At 63.6% G+C, this 24,057-nt stretch carries 25 protein-coding genes; 15 read left to right on the plus strand and 10 right to left on the minus strand.

Annotated features, from left to right (window positions below; genetic code table 11):
- Nucleotides 1-84 precede the first annotated feature (84 nt).
- Nucleotides 85-1,173, plus strand: a complete 1,089-nt coding sequence (locus PVU19_RS17135) for an AI-2E family transporter (RefSeq protein WP_050663199.1) — start codon at nucleotides 85-87, stop codon at nucleotides 1,171-1,173.
- A gap of 4 nt (nucleotides 1,174-1,177) precedes the next feature.
- Here the strand turns inward: PVU19_RS17135 and PVU19_RS17140 are convergent, their stop codons facing one another.
- The 3 genes from PVU19_RS17140 to PVU19_RS17150 all read right to left on the minus strand — a co-directional run bounded on the left by PVU19_RS17140 (nucleotide 1,178) and on the right by PVU19_RS17150 (nucleotide 4,220).
- Nucleotides 1,178-2,770 carry a phospholipase D family protein gene (locus PVU19_RS17140; protein ID WP_050663198.1) on the minus strand — a complete coding sequence of 531 codons (1,593 nt, stop codon included), beginning with the start codon at nucleotides 2,768-2,770 and terminating at the stop codon, nucleotides 1,178-1,180.
- A 259-nt stretch (nucleotides 2,771-3,029) separates the two neighbouring features.
- Complete coding sequence (locus PVU19_RS17145; RefSeq protein WP_050663197.1) at nucleotides 3,030-4,031, minus strand: YihY/virulence factor BrkB family protein; 1,002 nt, start codon at nucleotides 4,029-4,031, stop codon at nucleotides 3,030-3,032.
- Nucleotides 4,032-4,040: 9 nt separating this feature from the next.
- Nucleotides 4,041-4,220, minus strand: coding sequence for a PLDc N-terminal domain-containing protein (locus PVU19_RS17150; protein WP_050663196.1), 180 nt, complete (start codon nucleotides 4,218-4,220; stop codon nucleotides 4,041-4,043).
- Between the two features lie 238 nt (nucleotides 4,221-4,458).
- On the opposite strand from PVU19_RS17150, the gene PVU19_RS17155 reads away from it, so the two are divergent.
- Entirely contained in the window at nucleotides 4,459-5,562 is a 1,104-nt protein-coding gene (locus PVU19_RS17155) for a PRC-barrel domain-containing protein (protein WP_160316369.1), read from the plus strand.
- Between the two features lie 88 nt (nucleotides 5,563-5,650).
- Here the strand turns inward: PVU19_RS17155 and PVU19_RS17160 are convergent, their stop codons facing one another.
- The 5 genes from PVU19_RS17160 to PVU19_RS17180 form a co-directional block, all read right to left on the minus strand.
- Entirely contained in the window at nucleotides 5,651-6,415 is a 765-nt protein-coding gene (locus tag PVU19_RS17160; RefSeq protein WP_050663194.1) for a TIGR02186 family protein, read from the minus strand.
- Nucleotides 6,415-7,329, minus strand: coding sequence for a sulfite exporter TauE/SafE family protein (locus PVU19_RS17165; protein WP_050663193.1), 915 nt, complete (start codon nucleotides 7,327-7,329; stop codon nucleotides 6,415-6,417). Before PVU19_RS17165 ends, PVU19_RS17160 begins: the two co-directional genes overlap by 1 nt.
- Before the next feature lie 153 nt (nucleotides 7,330-7,482).
- Entirely contained in the window at nucleotides 7,483-8,799 is a 1,317-nt protein-coding gene (locus PVU19_RS17170; RefSeq protein WP_050663192.1) for an MATE family efflux transporter, read from the minus strand.
- On the minus strand, nucleotides 8,792-9,301 hold the full coding sequence (locus tag PVU19_RS17175) for a PaaI family thioesterase (protein ID WP_050663191.1): 510 nt from the start codon (nucleotides 9,299-9,301) through the stop codon (nucleotides 8,792-8,794). The genes PVU19_RS17170 and PVU19_RS17175 overlap by 8 nt, the downstream gene beginning before the upstream one ends.
- On the minus strand, nucleotides 9,301-9,723 hold the full coding sequence (locus PVU19_RS17180; RefSeq protein ID WP_050663190.1) for a PaaI family thioesterase: 423 nt from the start codon (nucleotides 9,721-9,723) through the stop codon (nucleotides 9,301-9,303). Before PVU19_RS17180 ends, PVU19_RS17175 begins: the two co-directional genes overlap by 1 nt.
- Nucleotides 9,724-9,840: 117 nt before the next feature.
- Here PVU19_RS17180 and PVU19_RS17185 point away from each other — a divergent pair, with 117 nt between their 5' ends.
- The 8 genes from PVU19_RS17185 to PVU19_RS17220 all read left to right on the plus strand — a co-directional run bounded on the left by PVU19_RS17185 (nucleotide 9,841) and on the right by PVU19_RS17220 (nucleotide 18,355).
- Nucleotides 9,841-10,209 (plus strand): MerR family transcriptional regulator, encoded by a 369-nt coding sequence (locus PVU19_RS17185; protein WP_050663226.1) that lies wholly within the window; start codon nucleotides 9,841-9,843, stop codon nucleotides 10,207-10,209.
- Between the two features lie 173 nt (nucleotides 10,210-10,382).
- Nucleotides 10,383-10,784, plus strand: a complete 402-nt coding sequence (locus PVU19_RS17190) for a MerR family transcriptional regulator (protein WP_050663189.1) — start codon at nucleotides 10,383-10,385, stop codon at nucleotides 10,782-10,784.
- 36 nt (nucleotides 10,785-10,820) lie between these two features.
- Nucleotides 10,821-12,599 carry an acyl-CoA dehydrogenase C-terminal domain-containing protein gene (locus PVU19_RS17195; RefSeq protein ID WP_050663188.1) on the plus strand — a complete coding sequence of 593 codons (1,779 nt, stop codon included), beginning with the start codon at nucleotides 10,821-10,823 and terminating at the stop codon, nucleotides 12,597-12,599.
- 43 nt (nucleotides 12,600-12,642) lie between these two features.
- Nucleotides 12,643-12,855: a hypothetical protein gene (locus PVU19_RS17200; RefSeq protein WP_050663187.1), complete on the plus strand. Its 213-nt coding sequence runs from the start codon at nucleotides 12,643-12,645 to the stop codon at nucleotides 12,853-12,855.
- A gap of 25 nt (nucleotides 12,856-12,880) precedes the next feature.
- Entirely contained in the window at nucleotides 12,881-14,014 is a 1,134-nt protein-coding gene (locus PVU19_RS17205; RefSeq protein WP_050663186.1) for an acyl-CoA dehydrogenase family protein, read from the plus strand.
- 268 nt (nucleotides 14,015-14,282) lie between these two features.
- A complete protein-coding gene (locus PVU19_RS17210) occupies nucleotides 14,283-14,918 on the plus strand; it encodes a glutathione S-transferase family protein (protein WP_050663185.1) in 636 nt (211 codons plus the stop codon).
- Nucleotides 14,919-14,932: 14 nt separating this feature from the next.
- The gene (locus PVU19_RS17215) at nucleotides 14,933-16,144 is read left to right on the plus strand and encodes an acetyl-CoA C-acetyltransferase (RefSeq protein WP_274789826.1); all 1,212 of its coding nucleotides are present in this window, start codon (nucleotides 14,933-14,935) and stop codon (nucleotides 16,142-16,144) included.
- A 15-nt stretch (nucleotides 16,145-16,159) separates the two neighbouring features.
- Entirely contained in the window at nucleotides 16,160-18,355 is a 2,196-nt protein-coding gene (locus PVU19_RS17220; RefSeq protein WP_274789827.1) for a 3-hydroxyacyl-CoA dehydrogenase NAD-binding domain-containing protein, read from the plus strand.
- 100 nt (nucleotides 18,356-18,455) lie between these two features.
- Here PVU19_RS17220 and PVU19_RS17225 read toward each other — a convergent pair whose 3' ends face one another.
- On the minus strand, nucleotides 18,456-19,106 hold the full coding sequence (locus tag PVU19_RS17225; protein WP_050664035.1) for a carbonic anhydrase: 651 nt from the start codon (nucleotides 19,104-19,106) through the stop codon (nucleotides 18,456-18,458).
- A gap of 164 nt (nucleotides 19,107-19,270) precedes the next feature.
- Between PVU19_RS17225 and PVU19_RS17230 the strand changes: the two genes are divergently transcribed.
- The 5 genes from PVU19_RS17230 (at nucleotide 19,271) to PVU19_RS17250 (ending at nucleotide 23,355) form a co-directional block, all read left to right on the plus strand.
- Nucleotides 19,271-19,651, plus strand: a complete 381-nt coding sequence (locus PVU19_RS17230; protein WP_050664036.1) for a hypothetical protein — start codon at nucleotides 19,271-19,273, stop codon at nucleotides 19,649-19,651.
- An 80-nt stretch (nucleotides 19,652-19,731) separates the two neighbouring features.
- Nucleotides 19,732-21,111, plus strand: a complete 1,380-nt coding sequence (locus tag PVU19_RS17235) for a leucyl aminopeptidase family protein (protein ID WP_050664037.1) — start codon at nucleotides 19,732-19,734, stop codon at nucleotides 21,109-21,111.
- Nucleotides 21,108-21,857 (plus strand): C40 family peptidase, encoded by a 750-nt coding sequence (locus PVU19_RS17240; RefSeq protein ID WP_050664038.1) that lies wholly within the window; start codon nucleotides 21,108-21,110, stop codon nucleotides 21,855-21,857. Before PVU19_RS17235 ends, PVU19_RS17240 begins: the two co-directional genes overlap by 4 nt.
- Nucleotides 21,854-22,822, plus strand: coding sequence for an agmatinase (speB, locus tag PVU19_RS17245; RefSeq protein WP_050664039.1), 969 nt, complete (start codon nucleotides 21,854-21,856; stop codon nucleotides 22,820-22,822). The genes PVU19_RS17240 and speB overlap by 4 nt, the downstream gene beginning before the upstream one ends.
- A gap of 395 nt (nucleotides 22,823-23,217) precedes the next feature.
- Nucleotides 23,218-23,355, plus strand: coding sequence for a hypothetical protein (locus tag PVU19_RS17250; RefSeq protein WP_274789828.1), 138 nt, complete (start codon nucleotides 23,218-23,220; stop codon nucleotides 23,353-23,355).
- 110 nt (nucleotides 23,356-23,465) lie between these two features.
- On the opposite strand, the gene PVU19_RS17255 is transcribed toward PVU19_RS17250, so the two are convergent.
- On the minus strand, nucleotides 23,466-24,056 hold the full coding sequence (locus PVU19_RS17255) for a YceI family protein (protein WP_050664041.1): 591 nt from the start codon (nucleotides 24,054-24,056) through the stop codon (nucleotides 23,466-23,468).
- Nucleotide 24,057: the final 1 nt, after the last annotated feature.

The following is a 24,057-nucleotide window of genomic DNA, read 5'->3' on the forward strand; positions in this document are numbered from 1 at the left end:
GTCTGTCGGGGCAACGCGGCCAAGCGGCGCTTTGTTCCGCGCAAAAAGCAGGGAACATTCCCGCGCGGCGCGCGTTGGCTTTGCATGCTCAGTCCTCATTCCACTGGTGATCCGATCGTGCGGGTGGCCGTCATCGTGATCGCAGTGACGCTCGGCTTCGGGACGTTGAAACTCGGTGCCGACATTTTCGCGCCCATGGTTCTGGGGGTCGTGACCGGCGTCATCCTCGCACCGATGACCGATGTCTTCGAGCGGTGGGGGCTGCCTGCCGGGCTGGCCTCGGCGATCATGCTTGTCCTCGGGGTCTCGGTGATCGCCGTGATGGGGATACTGGTGGAGCCGCTGATCTGGCGCGTGGTCGAGCATCTGCCGACCATCAAATGGGAACTGCGCGCCATCATCGGCGAATTTCGCGGCCTCGTGCGGGGGCTCGACGCGGTCAACCGCGAGGTCGAGGAGGCGCTCGGCACGCAATCTCCGAGTGATGGCAGCGAAGAGAGCGGGCCCGACCCGATGCCGACCCTCACCAGCACGCTGTTTCTTGCCCCGGTGGTGCTGGCGCAGGTGCTGATCTTCGGCGGGACGCTGTTCTTCTTTCTGCTTACGCGCAAGGGCATCTATCAATGGCTGGCGCATTGGATCGGCACCTCGCGGGACACCGCGATCATTCAGCGCCGCTTTGCCACCGCCGAGCGGCTGGTGGCGCGCTATTTCCTGACGATCTCGATCGTCAATGCCGGGCTTGGCATTGCGCTCGGCACGGCGCTTGCCCTGATCGGCATGCCCGCGCCGATCATCTGGGGGATCGGGGCCGCGCTGTTGAATTTCATACTCTATGCCGGGCCGATGGTCGTGGTGGGGGCGCTGTTGCTTGCGGGTCTGATCGTGTTTGACGGGCTGATGATCCTTGCACCGGCGGCGATCTTTCTGATGCTCAACATGATCGAGGCGCAATTCGTCACACCCTCGATGGTAGGCAGGCACATCTCGGTCAACCCGCTGCTGATCTTCGTGTCGCTGGTGATCTGGCTGTGGATCTGGGGGCCGATCGGCGGGATCGTCGCGATCCCGGTTCTGGTGATGGTCTTGGTGATGCTCGACATCTTCGAGGTCGACAGCGAGATCGGTGCTGAAACCGCGATGTCGCAGGGCACCGCAGACGACAGCGCCTGATCGCTCAGACGACCTCGTCCGGCATGCCCGGGATCGGCGCGGCGATATCACGTGCCACGTCCGAATCGTAGCGCACCAGAAAGCCCTGCCGCTTGCTGGGCGGCAACGCGCTGTTGCTCTCCACAAGGCGCTGCCAATGCCCGAACGCGGCTTGCGGATCAAGGTAGGCGGCATCTGAGTGCGGCGGCAGCCAGTGCCCCATCACGCGACGGCGCAACTCCTCGATATGGGCGGGCTGATCGAGGTAGATTCCCGCCTCGCTATCCCAGCGCATGCTGCGACCGTTGAGATTGGCCGAGGACAAGATCGCCCCGAAATCATCAAAGATCGAAACCTTGGAATGCACGTAGACCAGCGGCGCGTTTTCCAGCGCATCGCGCCCTTCGCTCTCAGTCTTGCGCGGCTGCACCGGCGAGGCCACCAGAAACCGATCCGAGCCGAACGCGCGTTGCAACCGCGTCAGGCAGCGCACCTGCTGATATTCGCCGTAGCGCAGATCGAGACCCTGATTGCTGTCAAAGGCGGCGTCCTCGGGGGCGGCGGGCAGGATCACGATCAGTCGCAGACCGGGACATTCGCGGGCGCGCCGCGCAAGCGCGCGCGCCAAAGGCATATGCCGCAGAAACTGCGTCTCCAGATAGATCAGGTGGCGCGCCCGGCCGATCGCCTCGATATGGCGGGTCTCGATTTCGCGCAACACGGTTCGGGGCGCGAGGCGAAGCGGCATGCCGCGACGGCGGCGCGACAAGGTGCGCAGAAAACCGGGCGCGGCGGGAGGCGGCGCGGCGCGCCCCGCAACACTGTCGAGGAAACTCTCCAGATGGGCCTGCGCGGCCTGTGCTACGGGGCCCGTTGCAATGGCCTGTATGTCATGCCACGTGCGTTCGGCGGCGCGGCGGTGACGCTTGGTATCGTAGCGCCGCTCGTTGAGGTCGAGCCCGCCGATATACAGCGTCTCGCGGTCGAAAACGGCCATCTTCTGGTGATGTGTTGCCGGAAAGAGATCAACCGGGCGGAGCGGAAAGCAAAGCTTGCCGTCACCATTCTCGTAGCAGATTTTCTGCAAGCGGGGGGTTTCGACCCTGAAGCGCTGGCGTTCCGGATCGCTCATCTCGTGCCAGGTCCGGGCCAGTTGGTTCATCTTGTGGCGCACGAGGGGATAGAGGATCAGCCGCGGCACCAATCCGGTCCGCGCATCATGCAGCGCGAGGGTGAAGTCGAGCCGCCCGCAATCGCGTGTCAGTTCGCGCACCGCTGCGATCTGGCGCAGCGTGCGCCAGGCCAGCTGGTGCAGTTCCGGCGCGGCCACGGGATCGAAGTCGGAGGTCACCAGACGCACCGCGACACCGCGATCGAGCGTGTGGATCATAAGGTCCATCCAGGTGGTGCCGATCTTGAGCGCCTCGGGCGAGCGCAGTCGCGTGGAAAGGTCGATGACACGGAAACTGGCGATGATCTCGGATTTGGCCGTCAGAAAAGCCCGCTCGAACGCAGGGTATGCCTCTTCGGCGGTGACCAGCACGTCGAATTTCTCGACGCTCGCTGCGCTGGCGGGCTCCGGGTCGGCGTCTGGTTTGGTTTGCGATGTTTTTTCCATGATCTCGCTACAACGTGTTGTTTGCCTCCTGCACGTCCAGAACTCATTTCTCGCGCGGGCGGGTTGACCCTGTTTTGAAAAAGCCCCCGCCCTGCTGGGGACGGGGGCCAGGCACCCGATGGTATCGGCGGGTGGCCCAGGCTCATCGGGAATGGGGACAGGGATGAACCTGGACAAACCAGCGTATGTGGCGCTGGCTTCAGTCAACCAACCGCCTGGGGCGGGAAAAGTTCCCAATTCTCAGGTTTGTTTGGCGACCTCAGTGCTTCTGGGCATGCGGTGCGCGGTCTGGTACTGGCTGCAATTCACCATCGCTGTCGGCGATGTGATCGGCGACGACGGCCTGTCGCTCACCGGCGGGCCGGGGCGCGCCGATCGTGGTATCGCACCCCGTCTCAAGCTCGATCTCGGCATTGAGCAGCGCCCCGAGAAGCACGACATAGGCGCTGAGATAGAACCACAGGAGCAGCGCGATTACCGCCCCGATCGAGCCGTAGACCTCGTTCAGGGAGCCAAAATTGCGCAGGTAGATCGAAAACGCGACCGAGCCCGCCGCCCAGGTGACAAGCGAGAACAGCGCACCCGGGCTGATCCAGGCCACCCGCGCGCCGCGCCGGTTCGGCCCGTGCCGATAGAGCAACCCGATGGAAAACAGCACCACGCCCAGGAGGATCACCCATTTCAGCGCGCTGATCAGCGCCTCCACCCCGAACGGCAGCACCATCACCGAGAGCACGATCGGCACCAGAATGACGGCGGCAAAGGCAATGATCGCCACCCCGATCAGCAACAGCGTGAGCCCGATGGCCACGAGGTAGCGCCAGAGCGGGTTGCGGCGGTGCTCTTCGCGGTAGACGGCATTGAGTCCGCGTATGAGGGCCGCCACGCCATTGCGCGCGGTCCAGACCGCCAGCAGAAGCGAGATGATGCTGGTCAGTTGCAGCGTCGAGTCGTTCGAGCGGATCAGCGCATCGATCTGACCCTCGACGATGCCATAGGCCGCTTCGGGCAGGAGTTGCTGCGCCATGCCAAGCTGGCTGGCGATGGTCTGCGGATCGGCGACGATGCCCCAGATCGCGATCAGCGCGGCGATCGCGGGAAAGATCGACAGCATGGTATAGAATGCCACGCCCGCAGAGATCAGACCCAGATTGCGGCTGTCGGATTCGCCCATGACCCGGCGCAGGACACGCCACCAGGCGCGCCCGCTCAAATCCCGGGGGCGTGTCGCGTCGCGTGTATCGGTCGCTGCGTCACTCATGGCGGTGCCCTAGACCGAGCGCGGCCCGGCGATGAGCCAGATGAGAAAGCCCAGAAGCGGCAGCAGAAGGACCAGCAGGACCCAGAGCACCTTCTTGCCGGTGCTTTCGGCCGATCCGATCACGGATACGATCGCCCAGACGTCGAGGATCAATAGGATGATCCCGCCAATTCCTGTCACTTCGAGCATGTGGTCTCCTTTTCCGTGTTCCGGTTGCCCGCGCGTCCTGTCGGCAGGACGTCTCTGAACGGGCGCGCCCGCGCTGTGCGCGCCCTTGTGAAACGCAACAGGCGTCGGTCTGGTTCCCGCGAAAAATATGGAAAATTTTTGGCTGCGGATGAAACAACCGACGCACCCCGAGGGTTGTGATCCCGAGGCGCCGGAATGCATTGGCGCCGACGGAATACAACTCGGAAGGAGTATGACCATGAAACGTTTTCTCGCAACCACAGCCATCGTGGCCCTCGCAGCAGCGCCGGTTATGGCCGACACGAACGCGGACAAGGAAAGTGACATGAAGGCGAGTGAATCCGCCGAAATGTCGCAAAGCCAGTCTGACAAGGCCGCGAAATCCAACGCAAGCGCCAAGGTCGGCGACAAGACCATCCACGCCGCCGACATGATCGGCGAGCCGGTCTATATCCGCAGTGAAGACGCGTCGGATGAAGAGATCGCCGACAGCGTGAGCCAACCTGCCGACAACTGGGAGCGTGTGGGCGAAATCGGTGACCTCATCCTCACGAAGGATGGCGGTATCGACTCCGTGACGCTTGACGCCGGTGGCTTTCTCGGGATCGGTGAAAAGCATGTTAGCACCAGTATGGATGAGTTGAAGTTCGTCTCGTCCGAGGGCGGTGACAACGCCGAATCCGAATCGGGAGCAGCGCGGCATTACTACGTCGTGTTCACTGGCGACCGCAGCGCGCTTGAAGACCGTGACGAGGTCGATGAGCAAAGCGAACGCGATAGCGGCAACAGCTTCTGGAGCGACGAGTCCGACAAGCAGCAGTCCAAGGACAAGATGGACGGTCAGGCCAGCAACGAGAACACTGGCAACGCCAGCAGCGAGCAGGCCAGCAACGAGAGCACTGGCAACGCCAGCAGCGAACAGGCCACCAACGAGAGCACTGGCGACACCACCAGTGAGCAGGCCAGCAATAACGCCTCCGAGCAGGGCACGCAGACCGCGTCTGACGAGTCGGACATGTCCGGTCAGGCCAGCGGGTCGGCCGAGCTGAACACCGATCAGCGTAATGCGCTGACTGCGGATGATCTGCAAGGTCTCTCGGTCTATGGCTCCAACGACGAAAGCATCGGCGAGATTTCGGAACTCGTCCTGAGCGACAACGGCGACATCTCGCAGGTCGTCATTGATGTCGGCGGCTTTCTCGGGCTTGGCGAAAAGCCGGTCGCCCTTCCGTTCGAGGAGGTTACGCTGCGCGAGGGTGGTGATGACATGACCGACACCCTGCGTGCCACGGTCGCACATAGCAGCGAAGACCTCGAAGGCATGAATGAGTGGGAAGGGTAACCCCCTTTCATCCCAGTCTCGTCTTCAGGCCGGGCTCTACGGAGCCCGGCCTTTTTCATGTCTGAAAGCCGGGCCTCGTGGGCCGAACTCAGCCACGCCGCATGATCTGGAATGCTGCGGATGCGCCCCAACCGGCGGCAATCGCTATGGCCAGCGACATCAGCCCGTAGAGCATCGGCTGTTCGCGCGACATGGTAAAGAGCCAGCGTTCCAGCCCCACCTTTCGCACGTCGATCACGGTCTGATACTGCGATACCACACGGCCCTCGCGGGTCAGGAAGATTCGGGTCTGATAGGCGCCTTCGGTCAGGTTGGCGGGCAGGCTGATCGCGGTGCGAAACAGCGTCTGTTCATCCAGAACCACCGCGCTTTCGCGCATCTGATAGGCGTTCTGGTCGCGCTTGATGCGAATGAGCGCATCGGTGAAATTCCCAACATCGACATTGGGGGCCATGCTCGCCGCTCCGACCGAGCGGATCGCGCGCGGGATCGAGATGCGGTGACGCAAGTCCTCGGTATTGGACAGCACCTTGTCGAGCGGGCCGGTGGTCGCCACGGCGTAGAAACTGGGCGCGGCATCGAGATCGACCATGTCGGTATTGATCCAGATGCCGAACTGCCGGTCCTTGCGGCGCACCTGCACCGGGAGTGACGGCCCGGAGACGGTGATCACCACATCGAGCGTCGTTTCGGGGATCGGGGCCTCGCGCTTGACCGCGCCGAAGATCAAGATTTCCGATCCGTCGAAGGTCGCGGTGATCGCCACCTTGTCGCTGGACAGGCCCAGCACCACCTCTTCGGCGCGCAACGGCGCGGCAGCGAGGATCAGCAGGGCGGCCAGACGCCAGAGCATCAATGCCCCCCCGCCGCGCCGAGCGAGTAAAGTTCGGACGGCTGCAACAGCAGGTCGAGCGCCAGTTTGCCACAGACCACCAGCACCATCATCGCCAGCAGGATGCGCAGCTGTTCGGCCTTCATCTTGGTGCCGATCGAGGTGCCGATCTGCGCGCCGATCACGCCGCCCACCAGCAACAGCACGGCAAGCGCGATATCCACGGTATAGTTCGTGGTCGCGTGCAGCATGGTGGTAAAGGCGGTGACGAAAATGATCTGGAAGAGCGAGGTTCCCACCACCACCTTGGTCGGCATGCCGAGGAGGTAGATCATCGCAGGCACCATGATGAACCCGCCGCCGACACCCATGATCGCCGCGAGAATACCGACGCTGACGCCCACCAGAAGCGGCGGGATCACCGAGATATAGAGGCCCGAGGTGCGGAACCGCATCTTGAACGGCAGGCCATGCACCCAGCCGTGTTTCTTGCGCTTGGGAGCTGCGCCGCGCCGGGTGTTGCGAATGGCGCGCAGGCTCTCGAAGAACATCATGCCGCCGACGACGCCAAGGAAGACGACGTAGCAGAGCTTGACCAGCAGATCGACCTGGCCCATGGATTTCAGGTAGTTGAACAGCACCACGCCCAAGGCGGCCCCGCAGAGGCCGCCGATCAGCAGCACCGTGCCCATTCGGAGATCCACCGTCTTTCGCCTGAGATGGGCCAGAACCCCCGAGAAAGACGAGGCGACGATCTGGTTGGCCTCGGTTGCGACGGCGACGGCGGGCGGGATGCCAATGAAGAACAGCAGCGGCGTCATCAAAAAGCCGCCGCCGACCCCAAACATGCCCGACAGCACACCCACAAGCCCGCCCAGCCCCAGAAGCAGGAAGGCGTTGACCGAAACCTCGGCTATGGGGAGGTAGATTTGCATGGTATCCCTTAGCCTCATCCCTGCTTTCATTGCAAGGGAGAGCGCCTTGCGAAACGCCGCAGGCCCGATCAATTCTTGTTATCTGGACTTAACTTTCGTGATCTTCGAATGTTGGTCCGGCATTCAGGAGTTTGCGGAGGACCGAGCCTTAGGCTAGCCGACAGCACGCTCCAGCGCAGGATAGCGCAGGCCGAGGGTCACGCCGCGGGCGATGAAGCTGATCAGAAGCGCCAGCCACAGCCCGTGATTGCCGAGCGACGGCACCAGTGCCGCCGCTGCCGCCACATAAACCACGAGGCTGAGCGCCATCATGTTGCGCATGTCGCGCGAGCGGGTGGCACCAATGAACACCCCGTCGAGCATATAGGCGGCAAGCCCCAGAATCGGGGCGGCGGCCATATAGATCAGATAGCTGCGCGCCTCGGCCTGCACCTCGGGCACTTTGGCCATGAGATCAATGATCGCGCCGCCGAAGGTCGCAAAACCGACGGCCAGCGCGATACAGACCACCAGCCCCCAGAAGCTGGTCATCAGCGCCCCGCGCCGCAGCAGCGCCACCGCGCGGGCACCATACGCCTGCCCCACCAGCGCCTCGGCGGCGAAGGCAAAGCCGTCGAGCGCATGGGCGGTGATGTTGAGGAACTGCAACAGCACCTGATTGGCCGCCAGCGTCACATCGCCGAAATCCGCGCCCAGAAACAGGAACGAGATGAAGATGATCTGCAGCATCAGCGAGCGCAGCAGGATATCGGTATTCACCATCGCCATGTTGCGCAGGCGTGCGCGGTCAAACACGCGCGGCCAGTCGCGCCAGGCGGGCACGCCGAAGGCATCGCGGCAGAACCAGAAGCCGAGCGCGAGCCCGCCCCATTCGGCGATCACCGTGGCCTGCGCCACGCCGGTGACGCCCATATCGAGCCACAGCACGAACCACAGGTCGAGCCCGATATTGACGCCGTTCATCAGCACCTGAATCATCAGCACCGCGCGGGTGCGTTCCTGCGCGATGAGCCAGCCGGTCATGCCGAAAAGCGCGATCATCGCGGGTGCGGACCAGACGCGAATGGCCATGTAGTCGCGCGCGAGGGCCTCGACCTCGGCACTGGCGGGGGAGATCTGGAAGGCAGCCCAGAAGATCGGCACCTGCAGGGCGATCACCAGGAGACCCCCGGCAAAGCCGATCATCAGCGCGCGGGTGAGCAGGGCCGCAACCTCGCCGGTTTGCCCTGCCCCATGCGCCTGACTGGTCAGCCCCGTGGTGCCCATCCGCAGAAAGCCGAAGATCCAGTAGAGCCCCGTGAGGATTACCGCGCCGATGCCGACCGCGCCGATGGGCGCGGCGAGCCCGATCTGCCCCACCACGCCGGTATCCACCGCGCCCAGAATGGGCACCGTCGCGTTGGAGATGACGATCGGCAGGGCGATCTTGAGGACGCGGGCATGAGTGACCGCGCGGGCAGTCTCACTCATCGCGGCGCGGCATCAGGAAATGGCCGGTAGCCTGCGCGAAGGGGCGCGAGCGGTTGTCCTGCCACGCCTCGACATGCACGCTGGCATAGCGCCGCCCCGAGCGGTTGACCTGAGCGCGTGCGTAGGCATCTCGCGGCAGACCCGAGCGCAGGTAATCGACGGTGAAATCAATCGTCTTGGGCAGGCGCGGCAGGCGGCCATTGGTCAGCGTTTCGACCTCCACCTTGCCGCTCTCGATCTCTTCCCACAAATGGCCCCAACTTAGCCCGATGATCGAGGTTATTTCGAGAAACGCTGCGGTCGCCCCGCCATGGAGGGCAGGCAGCAGGGGATTGCCGATCAGCTTTTCGTCAAACGGCATCACGGCGGTCAGCTCGTCGCCGCGCCGCTCGAACTGCACGCCGAGAAAGCGGATGTAGGGCACGCCCTCGACCAGCGCCTTCAATGCGGCATCGCGGCGTTGCTTGACCACCTGCACGGGTTCGGGACGGGCGCGCGCCATCAGCCGCCCTCCACGGTGAAGGTGCCGGTGGCGGTGGCCACGGGGCGGGCGCTGTCGTCGTCCATCGCACGGGCGCGCACGAAGGCCACCGAACGGGTGATGTGATAGCACTCGGCCTCGGCCCGGATCGCCTGCCCCGGCGTGGCCGGGCGCATGTAGTCGATGCGCAGGTCGATGGTGGCTGTGCCGCCGGGCGAGGCCGGGTGGCTCATTGCCGCCGCCCCGCAGCAGGTATCCATCAGCGCCGAGACCGCGCCGCCGTGAATCACCCCGGTTTCGGGATCGCCGATCAGGCGGTCGTCGTAATCCATTTCGATCTCCGCGCGACCCTCGCCCATGCCGATGAGGCGCAGGCCAAGCGCGCGGGCATGCGGCAGCGCCTGCATGAACTGCTGCGCGATCCGGTTCTTCTCGTCATCCATGGGCATCCCCGCTGCGATCTCGCGCCCTTTATGGGACGCAACGGGCCGGGGCTGCAAGAGCGACGGTTGCACGGCACGCGCCTTGGCCCTAACCTGACCCTGCAGGAGGGCCGGGCGATGGCGGAGAACAGACTGTCCTTCAAGGAGATGTGCGAGAAATACGACGTCACGCCGCGAACGTTGCGGTATTACGAGTATATCGAGCTGTTGCAGCCGGAGCGCGAGGGGCGGTCGCGCTATTACGGGCCGCGCGAGTGCGCGCGTATGACGCTGATCCTGCGGGGGCGGAAATTCGGATTTTCGCTCGAGGATATCCGCCAATGGCTGTTGATCTACGAGCATGAGGGCACCGACGCGCAGATGCGCAGCTGGATCGACCTTGCCGACCGACAGCTTGCCGAACTCGCCGAACAGCGCCGCCAGATCGACGAGGCGATGGCCGAGTTGCGCCAGCTGCGCGATCAGACCGAGGCGAATCTCGACTGAGAACAGGCTGACGCTGGGGCAAGAAAATGTCCCGATATATCCCTTTACCTTGCCTTATCTTACGTCAATTTGAAAGTGACGTGACGTAGCGGTTACGTAAAGCCGCGCGGCTGTTGTAACCATAGGGCACCCGACGCAGATAGTCGCCAGATGCTCTGCGACGAGGCGATGCAATGACTGATGATGTGATGACTATCCGGCAGATGTGCGAGGCGTTCGACGTCACCCCACGCACCCTGCGGTTTTACGAGGCCAAGGAACTGCTCTCGCCCATTCGGCAAGGACAGCGCCGCCTCTTCACCCGGCGCGACCGTGCGCGGCTGAAATTGATCCTGCGCGGCAAGCGCTTCGGGTTCAGCCTCGAGGAACTGCGCCAGTTGCTCGATCTCTACGACAAGGGGGATCAGCAGCACACCCAGATCGCCCGCGCCTATGAGGTGGCAAAGGCGCGTCTGGCCGAGATGGAAACGCAGCGCGACGAGCTGGAGGCCGCAATCTCCGAGTTGCGCGAACAGATGACATGGGGCGAGCGCATGCTGGCCTCGCTCAAGGACAACCGCGACGCCGCCGAGTGATACCGGCACGGCCATTCTTTAGGGAGAGAGAACCAGATGCCAAGCTACACCGCACCGACCCGCGACATGCAATTCATCCTGCATGACGTGCTGAATGTGTCAGAGCAGGACACGCCGGGCTATTCCGAACTCGACCGCGAGTTCACCAGCGCGGTTCTGGAAGAGGCCGGCAAGATTTCCTCGGAGGTTCTGTCGCCACTGAACCCGGTGGGCGATAGCGAGGGCTGCGTGCTGGAAAACGGCGTGGTGCGCACGCCCAAGGGCTTCAAGGCGGCGTTCGACCAGGTGCGCGAAGGCGGCTGGACCGCGCTTGATCTGCCCGAAGAGTATGGCGGTCAGAACATGCCTTACGTGCTGGGCACCGCCGTGGGCGAGATGTTCTCGGGCGCAAATCAGGCGTTCACCATGTATCAGGGCCTGACCCATGGCGCGGCCTCCGCGATCCTCGTGCATGGCTCGGACCAGCAGAAAGAGACCTATCTGCCCAAGATGTTCTCTTGCGAGTGGACCGGCACAATGAACCTGACCGAGCCGCATTGCGGCACCGATCTGGGCCTCATGCGGACCAAGGCCGAGCCGCAGGAGGATGGCAGCTATCTGCTGACGGGGCAGAAGATCTTCATTTCCTCGGGCGAGCATGACATGGCCGACAACATCGTCCATCTGGTGCTGGCCAAGATCCCTGGTGGCCCCGATGGCATCAAGGGCGTGTCGCTCTTCATCGTGCCGAAGTTCATTGTTAAGGACGACGGCAGCCTTGGTGATCGCAACGGCGTCACCTGCGGCAAGATCGAGGAAAAGATGGGGATTCACGGCAATTCCACCTGCGTGATGAACTATGACGGCGCCACCGGCTGGCTCTTGGGCGAAGAGCACAAGGGCATGCGCGCCATGTTCACCATGATGAACGAGGCCCGCATCGGCGTCGGCATGCAGGGTCTGGCACAAGCCGAGGTCGCCTATCAGAATGCCCTCGCCTATGCCAAGGACCGGCTTCAGGGCCGCGCCGTGACCGGAACGGAAAACCCCAATGGCCCCGCCGATCCGCTGATCGTGCATCCCGATATCCGGCGCTCGCTGATGGATCAGAAATCGTTCATCGAGGGCGCGCGCGCCTTCATGCTCTGGGGCGCGGAACTCATCGACCGCTCGCATCGCGGCGAGGATGCGGATGCCGAGGGGCTGATTTCGCTGATGACGCCGGTCATCAAGGGCTTTCTGACCGATGAGGGCTACGACATGACCGTGCTGGCGCAGCAGGTCTATGGCGGGCATGGCTATATCGAGGAATGGGGCATGTCGCAGTTCACCCGCGACGCCCGTATTGCGATGATCTACGAGGGGGCCAACGGCGTGCAGGCGCTCGATCTGGTGGGGCGCAAGCTGGCACAGGACAGCGGCAAGCACGTGATGGCCTTCTTCGAGATGATCAAGACCTTCCTCAAGGAGAACGAGGGCGACGAGGCGCTGAAGAAAGACTTTCTCGACCCGCTCAAGGCGGCGTCGAAAGACCTGCAGGCCTCGGCGATGTTCTTCATGCAGAACGGCATGAAGAACCCCAACGCAGCACTTGCCGGATCCTATGACTTCATGCACCTTTTCGGCCATGTCTGCCTCGGGCTGATGTGGGCGCGGATGGCCAAGGCGTCCCATGCGGCGCTGGAGGCGGGCACCACGGATGAGGCGTTCTACAAGACCAAGCTGGCGACGGGCCGCTTTTACATGAAGCGCCGCCTGCCCGCGACCGCGCTGCATCTGGCGCGCATCGAGAGCGGTGCGGAACCGGTGATGGAGCTTGACGCCGAGGCGTTCTGAAAAAGGGGTGGGTTGAACACCCACCCTACGGGAGGAAGAAACGATGCCGAAACGCTTTCGCCTGACGCGCCGCTTCAATGCCGCGATGACCGAGGACGGCTATCGCCGGTTGCGCAAATTCAGTCAGGAGGCGGGGCTCGACGAGGGCGAGGCGCTGTCATTTCTGTTCGAGAATTTCGACAGCGTGATCGATGAGGACACGTTCGCGCATCGGCTCAGGATCTTCAATTCGGAGCTTGATGCGCGCAAACGCTGACCATTCAGGGACGGGAGGCCCGGCGATGACATGGATGACGGACGAGCACCGGATGCTCGGTGAGATGACGGCCAAGTTCATCAATGATGAATGGCGCCCGCATTACGAGCGCTGGCGCAAGGCGGGCATCATGGACCGCGAGACATGGCTTGAGGCGGGCGAGTTGGGCCTTTTGTGCCCCTCCATCCCCGAGGAATACGGCGGCGCAGGCGGCGATTTCGGGCACGAGGCGGTGATCTGTCTCGAGCAGAGCCGCGCCAATCTCGCAAGCTGGGGCAACCCCATTCATTCCGGCATCGTCGCGCATTACATCCTTGCCTATGGCAGCGAGGAGCAAAAGCAAACCTGGCTGCCGAAAATGGTCTCGGGCGAGATGGTGGGTGCGCTCGCCATGTCCGAACCCGCCGCCGGATCGGATGTGCAGGGCATCAAGACCCGCGCGGTGCGCGACGGCAACGCCTATCGCCTGTCGGGGCAAAAGACGTTCATTACCAACGGGCAGCATGCCGACCTGATCATCGTCGCCGCCAAGACCGACCCCAAGGAGGGCGCGAAAGGCACCTCGCTCGTGGTGGTCGAGACCGAGGGCGCGTCGGGCTTTGCACGCGGGCGCAATCTGGAAAAGGTCGGGCTGCATGCGGGCGACACGTCGGAACTGTTCTTCGACAATGTCGAGATTCCGCCCGAGAACATCCTGGGCGGTGAAGAGGGGCGCGGCTTTTATCAGATGATGGAGCAACTGCCGCAGGAACGGCTGATCATCGCCTGTGGTGCGCAGGGCGCGATGGAAGGCGGGGTGGAGCGCACGATTTCCTACTGCAAAGAGCGTCAGGCCTTCGGCGGACCGATCCTGCAATTCCAGAACACCCGCTTCAAGCTGGCCGAATGCCAGACCAAGACCGCCGTTTGCCGCGCCTTCATGGATGAGTGCATCAGTGAGCACATGCGCGGGGAGTTGAGCGTCGAAAAAGCGGCGATGGCGAAATACTGGCTGACCGATGCGCAGGGCGAGGTGCTGGACGAGTGCCTGCAACTGCATGGCGGCTATGGCTACATGCAGGAATACGACATCGCCGAAATGTGGGCCGATGCCCGCGTGCAGCGCATCTACGGGGGCACCAACGAGATCATGAAAGAGCTGATCGCGAGGGCGCTGTGAGGGTCTGGACGGCAGCACATAGGGCAGATGACGGATGCCTCCGGCAGGAGTATTTCGGCCAAGATGAATGGGACAGGTCCACCCTGTCCGATGCGCGGGCCAATTGGCATCAGGCACCGGAACAGGGCTTCACCTTGCGCGGTCATCGGCTCTCCAGCCTGTACCGCGCCTTCGATCAAAGCGCATTGACGTTAATGTACGGTGAATCCCCGCAGGCTTCATCTTGCCAAAAATACTCAAATCCAACACCGCAACCGGGAGCCACGCCATGACGATAAAAATCCACTGCTTCGGCGAGAGCGGCAACGCCTACAAGGCGGCGCTTGCGCTGGAACTGGCGGGCCTCGACTGGACGCCGGTGTTCGTCGATTTCTTCGGCGGCGAGACGCGCGGCGATGCATTTCGTCAAATCAACGTGATGGGCGAAGTTCCGGTGCTGGTGGACGGCAACGTGACCTTGACGCAGTCGGGCGTCATGCAGATGTATATCACCGAGAAGACAGGAAAATTCGGCGGCGAAACACCGGAGGAGGCGCGCGAGGTGATGCGCTGGATGTTCTGGGACAATCACAAGCTCAGCTCCCCGGCGGGAATGACGCGGTTTCTGATGAACTTCTTGCCAGAGGACAAGCGCCCGGAGGGCGTGATTCCCTTCACGCAAGCCCGCCTCAAGGCCGCCTATACCACGCTCGACACCCACCTGCGGGGCCGCGACTGGATCGTGGGCAACGCCCTGAGCAATGCCGACCTGAGTTGCTGCGGCTATCTCTTTTACCCGGAACCTTTCGGTTTCGACCGCACCGACTGGCCCGAGATCGACCGGTGGCTCTCGACGATCGAGGGCCTGCCCGGCTGGAAACACCCCTATGACCTGATGCCCGGCAGCCCTGCTGACCGAGCGTGAAAAAGGAGACCGAGATGACAGATGCCTATATCTACGACGCCGTGCGCAGCCCGCGTGGCAAGGGCCGCAAGGATGGCGCGCTGCACGAGGTAACCGCCGCGCGGCTCTCGGCGGATATGCTGAACGCGATCAGGGAGCGCAGCGGGCTTGAAGGGCACGCCGTCGAGGATGTGATCTGGGGCAACGCCACGCAGGTGATGGAACAGGGCGGGTGTCTCGCGCGTACCGCCGTGCTGGCCTCGGATCTCGACGAGCGCATTCCCGGCCTCTCGATCAACCGCTTCTGTGCGAGCGGTATGGAGGCCGTGAACCTCGCCGCCAATCAGGTGCGCGCAGGCGCCGGGGACGGCTATATCGCGGGCGGGGTCGAGATGATGGGCCGCGTCGCCATGGGCAGCGACGGGGCGGCGATTGCCGTCGATCCCAGCATCGCCATGGACAGCTATTTCGTCCCGCAGGGGATTTCAGCGGATATCATCGCCACCGAATACGGCTTTAGCCGTGATGATGCCGACGCGCTTGCCGTTGAATCGCAACGCCGCGCCGCCGCCGCGTGGGAGGACCGTCGCTTTGATCGCTCGATCATCGAGATCAAGGACCAGAATGGCCTCTCGATCCTCAATCGTGACGAATACATGCGCCCGGGCACCGACATGCAATCGCTCGGAGCGTTGAAGCCCAGCTTCAAGGACATGGGAGAGGTGATGCCGGGCTTTGATGCCGTGGCCAAGCTGAAATACCCGCATCTTGAGGCGATCAACCACATCCACCATGCCGGTAACTCCTCAGGCATCGTCGACGGCGCGGCGGGCGTGCTCGTGGGCAGTAAGGCGTTCGGCGAAAAATGGGGTCTCACCCCCCGTGCCCGCATCCGCCAGACCACCAAGATCGGCACCGATCCCACCATCATGCTGACCGGCCCGGTGCCCGCCACCGAAAAGGCGCTGAAAGACAGCGGTATGGCGATCTCGGATATTGATCTTTTCGAGGTGAACGAGGCGTTTTCCGCCGTTGTCCTGCGCTTCATGCAGGCCTTTGACGTCGATCATTCCCGTCTCAACGTCAATGGCGGGGCCATTGCTATGGGCCATCCGCTCGGGGCCTCTGGCGCGATCATCATCGGCACGCTTCTGGATGAGCTGGAGCGCAGCGGCAAGGGTGTGGGTCTTGCCACGCTCTGTGTGGCCTCCGGCATGGGTGCCGCCACCATCATCGAACGCGTGTAAGGGGAGACTGCGACAATGACCGATTTCACGATGGAAAAAGGCGCCGACGGCGTCGCGATCATCACCTGGGACGTGCCCGGCAAATCCATGAACGTGATGAACCAACAGGGCTTTCTCGACCTCGAGGCGCTGATCGACGACGCGCTCGCCGATGAGGCCGTCAAGGGCGTGATCCTGACCTCCGGTAAGGACGGATCTTTCGCCGGGGGCATGGATCTCAACATCATCGCCAAGATGCGCGATGATGCGGGCGACGAGCCTGCCAAGGGTCTGTTCGAGGGCGTGATGGGCATGCATGCCATCCTGCGCAAGATCGAGCGCGGCGGCATGGACGACAAGAACAAGGGCGGCAAGCCGATTGCCGCCGCCCTGCCCGGCACGGCGCTTGGCATCGGGTTGGAAATCCCGCTTGCCTGCCACCGCATCTTTGCCGCCGACAATCCCAAGGCCAAGATCGGCCTGCCCGAGATCATGGTCGGCATCTTCCCCGGCGCGGGCGGCACCACGCGGCTGGCGCGCAAACTGGGCGCGATGTCGGCCTCGCCGCTCTTGCTCGAAGGCAAGCTGAACGACCCCAAGAAAGCCAAATCCGCCGGGGTGGTGGACGAGGTGGTGCCCGCGGATGAGCTGATCGAAAAGGCGCGCGAATGGGTGCTGTCCAGCCCCACCATCGTCAAGCCGTGGGATGAAAAGGGCTACAAGATGCCCGGCGGCGCGCCGTACCATCCGGCGGGCTTCATGACCTTCGTCGGGGCCTCGGCCATGGTCAATGGCAAGACGCAAGGCGCGTTTCCGGCGGCCAAGGCGCTCTTGTCGGCGGTCTACGAAGGCGCGCTCGTGCCGTTTGATACGGCGCTGAAGATCGAGGCGCGCTGGTTTACCAATGTGCTGATGAACCCCTCGTCAAGCGCCATGATCCGCTCGCTCTTCATCAACAAGGAGGCGCTGGAAAAAGGCGCGAACCGCCCCGATGTACCCGATCAGCGGGTGAAAAAAGTGGGCGTCATGGGCGCGGGCATGATGGGCGCGGGCATCGCGCTCGTGTCGGCCATGGCCGGGATGGAGGTGGTGCTGATCGACCATAAACAAGAGGCCGCCGACAAGGGCAAGGCCTATACCGCCGATTACATGGACAAGGGCATCAAGCGTGGCAAGGCGACCGAAGAGAAAAAGCAGGCCGCGCTCGATCTGATCACCGCCACCACGGATTATGACGCTCTCAAGGGCTGTGATCTGATCATCGAAGCGGTATTCGAAGACCCTGCCGTCAAGGCCGAAGTGACCAGGAACGTGCTCAAGGTCGTGGACAAGGATTGCATCTTCGCCACCAACACCTCGACCCTGCCGATCACGGAACTGGCCAAGGCGTCCGAGACCCCAGAGAATTTCATCGGCATCCACTTCTTCTCGCCGGTTGAGAAGATGATGCTGGTCGAGATCATCAAGGGGCAGAAAACCGGCCCCCGTGCCGTGGCCAAGGCGCTCGATTACGTGCGGCAAATCCGCAAGACGCCCATCGTGGTGAATGATGCGCGGTTCTTCTACTGCAACCGCTGCATCATCCCCTATATCAACGAGGGTATCCGCATGGTCGCGGAGGGCGTGGCCCCCGCGCTCATCGACAACGCCGCGCGGCAGTTGGGCTTCCCCGTGGGGCCGCTGCAACTGGTCGATGAGACCTCGATCGACCTCGGTGCCAAGATCGCCCGCGCGACCAAATCCGCCATGGGCGACGCCTATCCCGACGCGGCGGTGGATGAGGTGATCTTCTGGATGGAAGGCGAGGGCCGGCTTGGTCGCAAGGCGGGTGCCGGGTTTTTTGAGTATGACGAGAAGGGCAAGCGTCTCGGATACTGGGAAGGCCTCGCCGCCAAATACCCCCGCGCCGAGGAGCAACCCGACCTGCACGAGGTGCAGCATCGGCTGATGTTCGCACAAGTGCTCGAGGCGGTGCGCGCGCTGGAGGAAGGCGTGCTCGAGGATATCCGCGAAGGCGATGTGGGCGCGATCCTGGCCTGGGGCTTTGCGCCCTGGTCGGGCGGACCGTTCGCCTGGCTCGACATCATCGGCACACCCTATGCCGCCGAGCGCTGTGACCAGCTGACCGAGAAATTCGGGCCGCGCTTTGCCACGCCTGTGTTACTGCGTGAGATGGCCGACAAGAACCAGGGCTTCTATGCCCGGTTCGGCCAGCAGTCACAGGCCGCATAAAGAAAAAGCCCCGCGTGCTCCAACCGGGCGCGCGGGGTTTCTTTATGGCGAAAATACTCAAAATCCCCGGTCTGCCGCAGGGCAGTACCGGGGATTTTCATCACAGCGGCACGAAAGCGCCTTGGCTGGCGCTGTATTGTTCGAGCGATCCGCTGCCGATTTCGTGCCAGAGCCCGTGCAGCGTCAACTCGCCCGAGGCGACCGCCGCCTCGACGAAGGGAAAGCTCATCAGGTTTTCCAGCGACACCATAACCGCCTGTTTTTCCAGTGCCTTGAGCTGTGCCGCCTCGTCATCCATGTCCTTGACCCGTTCGTAGCCGGGCCGCAGGATATCGAGCCAGCGGCCCACGAAACTGGTCTGCTCCTCCAGTTCCGGCGCATGACCCGCGCACATCTGCTGGCAGCCCTTGACCCCGCCGCAGGCCGAATGGCCGATCACGATCAGATGCGCCACCTTGAGCGCGGTCACTGCGAATTCCACCGCCGCGGAGGTGCCGTGCTGCGCGCCGTCGGTCACGTAGGGCGGCACAAGATTGGCGATGTTGCGGTGAATGAAGAACTCGCCCTGATCCGCGCCGAAGATCGAGGTGACATGAACGCGGCTGTCACAGCACGAAATCACCATCGCGCGCGGATGCTGGCCCTGTTGGGCAAGGTGACGGTACCAGGCCTGATTCTCGGTATAGCTGGTGGCTTTCCAGCCGTGGAAGCGGTGCACCAGATAGGTGGGCAGGGGGCGGGCGTAGTCCATGATCTCTCCGGCGCTAGGGGCGGCTCACGGCTGGATAATAGGTATTCACCTCGAATTCGAGCCATAATTCGCAAGCACGGCAACCATTTGGGAACCTTGGCAGTGCCATTCTCTGCGCAGCCGTGGGGGCTGGAACACGACAAGCGGGTGAGAAGGTGAAGAAAGTGGATCAACTGACGGTGCTGCAACAGCACGAATGCGTGCGGCTCGATGCCGAACGGCTGGAGGCGCTTTACCTGGAACTGGGCGAGACCAGCGCCGAGGACGTGGTCTGCCGCGCGCTCGAGGAACTGGCGGCGCGGTTGGGTCATGCCGAGCGGTTCTATCGCGACGGGCGGTTCAGTGAAATGCGCAAGAGCAGCCGCAGCCTTATCGCGATCGCCGACCAGATCGGCATGGCCCTTCTGGCACGGGTGGCGGGGGATGTGGCGGGCTGCATCGACGCGGGCGATCACAACGGGCTCTCCGCCACCTTCGCACGGCTTTTGCGGATCGGCGAACGCTCGCTCTGCGAGATATGGGAGGCGCAGGACACGCCCTTTTGAACGGCGCGATTTGACGGGTTGCAGGCGGCGCAATCGCGGCTAGGCTGGCTGGCATCATCCGTTGCAAGAGGTCCGACCAAATGAGCCTGACATTCGCCCCCCCCGACACGCCCGCAATCCCGCTGTATGTGGTGGAAGAGGGCGCGCTCGCGGACTGGCTCGACGCGCAGCCCGCGCAGATCGCGGCCTGGGTGCGGGCCATGGGCTTCACCGGCGCGCTTGGTCGCGCGCTCGCCGTGCCGGACGCGGCAGGCGGCATTGCCTTGGCGCTTGCGGGCTATGGCAGCGCCACATCGCGCGCCCGGGCGCGGTTTCATCTGGCGGGTGTGGCCTCGGCCCTGCCCGGGGGCACTTACCGGCTGGAAGGTTTGCCCGAAGAAGCGGCGGAAACCGAGGCGCTTGGCTGGCTGCTGTCGCATTACGCCTATGAACGCTACCGCGAGCAGAGCCCGGCCAAGGCGCGGCTGATCGCGCCCGAAGGCGTCGATGCCGCGCGGCTGGAGGTGATCGCGGCGGGCGAGGCGCTGACCCGTGACTTGATCAACACGCCGGCCAACGATCTGGGCCCCGACGCGCTGGAGGCCGCCTGCATCGCCATCGCCGATCAACAGGGCGCGCGGCTCACCTGCACGCGCGGCCCGGACCTACTGGAGCAGAAGTTTCCGCTGATCCATACCGTCGGGCGCGCCGCCACGCAGGCCCCGCGCCTCATTGAGATGACATGGGGCGAGAGCGGGCCGAACCTGACCCTTGTCGGCAAGGGGGTTTGTTTCGACACTGGTGGGCTCAACCTCAAACCCGGGTCGTCGATGGGGCTGATGAAGAAGGACATGGGCGGTGCGGCGACGGTTCTCGGGCTCGCGCATATGATCATGGCGCTCGATCTGCCGCTGCGCTTGCGGGTGCTGATCCCGGCGGTGGAAAACGCGGTTGCGGGCAATGCGTTTCGCCCCGGTGACATCCTGACCGCGCGCAATGGCATGACAGTGGAGGTCAACAACACCGATGCCGAGGGGCGTCTGGTGCTGGCGGATGCATTGGCCTACGGGGCCGAAGAAAGCCCTGATCTGATGATCTCCATGGCCACGCTCACGGGGGCCGCGCGGGTGGCGCTTGGGCCGGACCTTTCGCCTTATTACACCGATGATGCGGGCTTTGCGACGGCGCTGGAACGTGCCGCCGACCGCGTCGACGATCCGGTCTGGCGGCTGCCGTTTCACACACCCTACGAGGCGATGATCGAGCCCGGCATCGCCGATCTCGACAACGCGCCCTCGGGCGGGTTTGCAGGCTCGATCACCGCCGCGCTTTTCCTGCGCCGCTTTGCGGGCGGGTTCAATTACAGCCATTTCGACATCTATGGCTGGTGCCCCACCGCCGCCCCGGCGCGGCCCAAGGGCGGCGTCGGCATGGGCGCGCGCGCGCTTCTGGACGCCCTGCCCGAGGTGCTCGATCTGTGACTGCCACGCGTCTCATCGACTGGCCGCTGGTCGATCTGCGGCGCGCCCCGGAGGGTGCGCGCGACCGGCAGTTGCTGATGGGTGAAGCAGTGCAGCTTGTTGGGATCAAGGGCGCATGGGCGGAAGTTTCCGCGCTGCGCGACGGCTATCCCGGCTATATCCCCGAGGCGGCGCTGACCAGCGGCACCGTCACTCACCGGGTCAGCGCGCGCGCGACGCATGCCTACAGCGCCGCCGATTTCAAAAGCCCCGAGCGGGTCAGCCTCAGCCACGGCGCGCGGCTTGATGTGCTCTCGGAACAGGGCCGCTTCGCGGAAACCCCGCAAGGCTATGTCCCTCGCGCGCATCTGGTTCCTCTGGACCAACGCGAGACCGATCCCGTAAGCGTTGCCGAAATCTTGATCGGCACTCCCTATCTTTGGGGCGGTAATTCTGCTTTTGGCATCGACTGTTCGGGATTGGTGCAGGCGGGGTGCCTCGCCTGTGGCCTGCCCTGCCCCGGCGATAGCGGCGATCAGGAGGGGGCGTTGGGTGAAACGCTGCCCGAGGGTGCCGCCCTGAGACGCGGCGACCTGCTGTTCTGGCGCGGGCATGTGGCCTGGGTCGCAGACCCGGACACGCTGATCCATGCCAATGTGCACCACATGGCGGTGACCTATGAGCCGGTGCAGGACGCCATTTCCCGCATCGCGGCGCAGGGCGACGGCCCTGTGACCGCCCGCAAACGACTGAAAGGACTGACATGACCTCCGATCCCTTCTTCCATCCCGTTTCGGGCTTCGAGATGCCGCGCTTTGCCGGGGTGCCGACCTTCATGCGTCTGCCTTACGTGCCCAAGGGGCATGAGCGGTATAGCGACGTGCAGATCGGCCTCGTCGGGGTGCCGTGGGATAGCGGGACCACCAACCGGCCCGGCCCGCGCCACGGGCCACGGCAGTTGCGTGATGCCTCGACCATGATCCGCGCGCAGCATCCGACCTCTGGCATGCGCCCGTTCGAGGCGGTGAATTGCGCCGATCTGGGGGATGTGGGGCCGAACCCGGCGGATATCATCGACAGCATGGCGCGGATCACCGAGTTTTACGACGGAGTGACCGGCGCGGGCATCATGCCGCTGACGGCGGGGGGCGATCACCTGACGACGCTGCCGGTGCTGCGGTCACTGGCGCGGCGTGCGCCCGTCGGCATGATCCACTTCGACAGCCACACCGACCTCTATCATTCGTATTTCGGCGGCACGATGTATACCCACGGTACCCCGTTTCGGCGCGCGGTGGAGGAAGGGCTGCTCGACCCCAAGCGGGTGGTGATGATCGGGCTGCGCGGCACCATGTATGACACCGAGGACCGCGATTTCGCGAAGGCCGAGGGCATCCGCCTGATCCTGATCGAGGAATTCCATGCCCGCGGCCCCGAGGACGTTATGGAAGAGGCGCGCGAGATTGCGGGCGAGGGCGATACTTATGTCAGCTACGACATCGACTTTGTCGATCCCACCTTTGCCCCCGGCACTGGCACCCCCGAGGTGGGCGGGCCGAACAGCTATCAGGCCCTGCAGGTGGTGCGCGGGCTGGAGGGGGTCAATATCGTCGGCGCCGATCTGGTCGAGGTCTCGCCGCCCTTCGATGCCTCCGGCAACACCGCGTTTCTCGGAGCGTCGATCATGTTCGAATTGCTCTGCGTCATGGCGGGGGTCCGACGCGCGCAATAAGCACATCGCGCCCGGGCCTGTGTTGCGCGTTGGAGACAGGTCTTGAGATATGGAAAGCTCTAGTTGTGAGCCTTTCGCTAGCATGTCACACACATGTAATTGTGTTAAAAAGTGAAGAGTTGGGGTGGTGCCACCCAAGCGATCGCGGCCTGCGCAGAGAATCCTGCCCCGCGCGCAACAGGCTGGACCAGATATTCAGAGCAGGATCAGGGCTTACCAAAATGAAAAGATTTTTCTTCGCGACAACGACGGTACTTGCAATGGTTGCCGGTTCTGCCGCTTTGGCGCAAAGTTCCATAATCAACGGTGACACGACGGGCGCGCCCACGTGGAACAGACCGATAGGTGCCGGGCCCGGCTTGTCGGGCTCTGGCAACGCGACACCGTTTCAGACCGTGAACGTGACGATCACGCAGCCGCTGTCATTCTCGGCAGAGACGACAGTAGCCGGTTTCGACACTTATCTGCACCTCTACCAGACCGGCTTTGACCCCAATGCAATGGCTGACCCCTGCGTGTCACATGATACGTGATACCCGAACATCTTGCGGACCTCCCGATAGCAGCGGTGTGCCGCTTTTCGTGGCGACCATCTTTCCGACCAACGCTGAGGGCCTCTGGCCGTCAGATCGTCCGGAGGTGCTCACTCGGAGCGGATCGCCTCGAATTCGAGGATGATATTCACTGCGTCGCCGACGAAGTCCGGCAGGGCGTAGGTGCTGCCGAAATCGCTGCGCAGGATCTCGGCGCTGGCCGAGATGCCGAGCGTTTCCTTGCCGTGGCAACAGGGATAATCTGCGCGCTTGTTGAGCGTCACGTCGAGGGTAACGGGTTTGGTCACGCCACGAATGGTCAATTCGCCAGTGACGGTGCCGGTGGTCTCGGTCTCAGGCGTGCTGCCGGTGCCGACAAAGGTGATCTGCGGATTTGCCTCGGCATCGAGGAAATCGGGAGAGCGCACGTGGTTGTCGCGCTTTTCATGGTCGGTATCGACGCTTTGCGCACCAATGGTGGCGCGCACCTCGCCCAGTTCCTGCGTTTCGGGGTCATAGGTGAACTGCCCCTCGATCTCGGAGAAGCGGCCCAGCACCTTGGCATAGCCCGCATGCATGATGGTGAAGGCAACGACGGCGTGTTCACGGTCTATCTGCCAGTTTGCCGGTTCGGCCTTAGCCATCTGTGGCAGGCTCAGGGCCGCAACGGTGCAGGCGGCGGTGAGGGTCTGTCGGGTCATT

The sequence above is a fragment of the Roseovarius tolerans genome (assembly GCF_028885395.1).
GTDB classification, from domain to species: Bacteria; Pseudomonadota; Alphaproteobacteria; order Rhodobacterales; family Rhodobacteraceae; genus Roseovarius; species Roseovarius tolerans.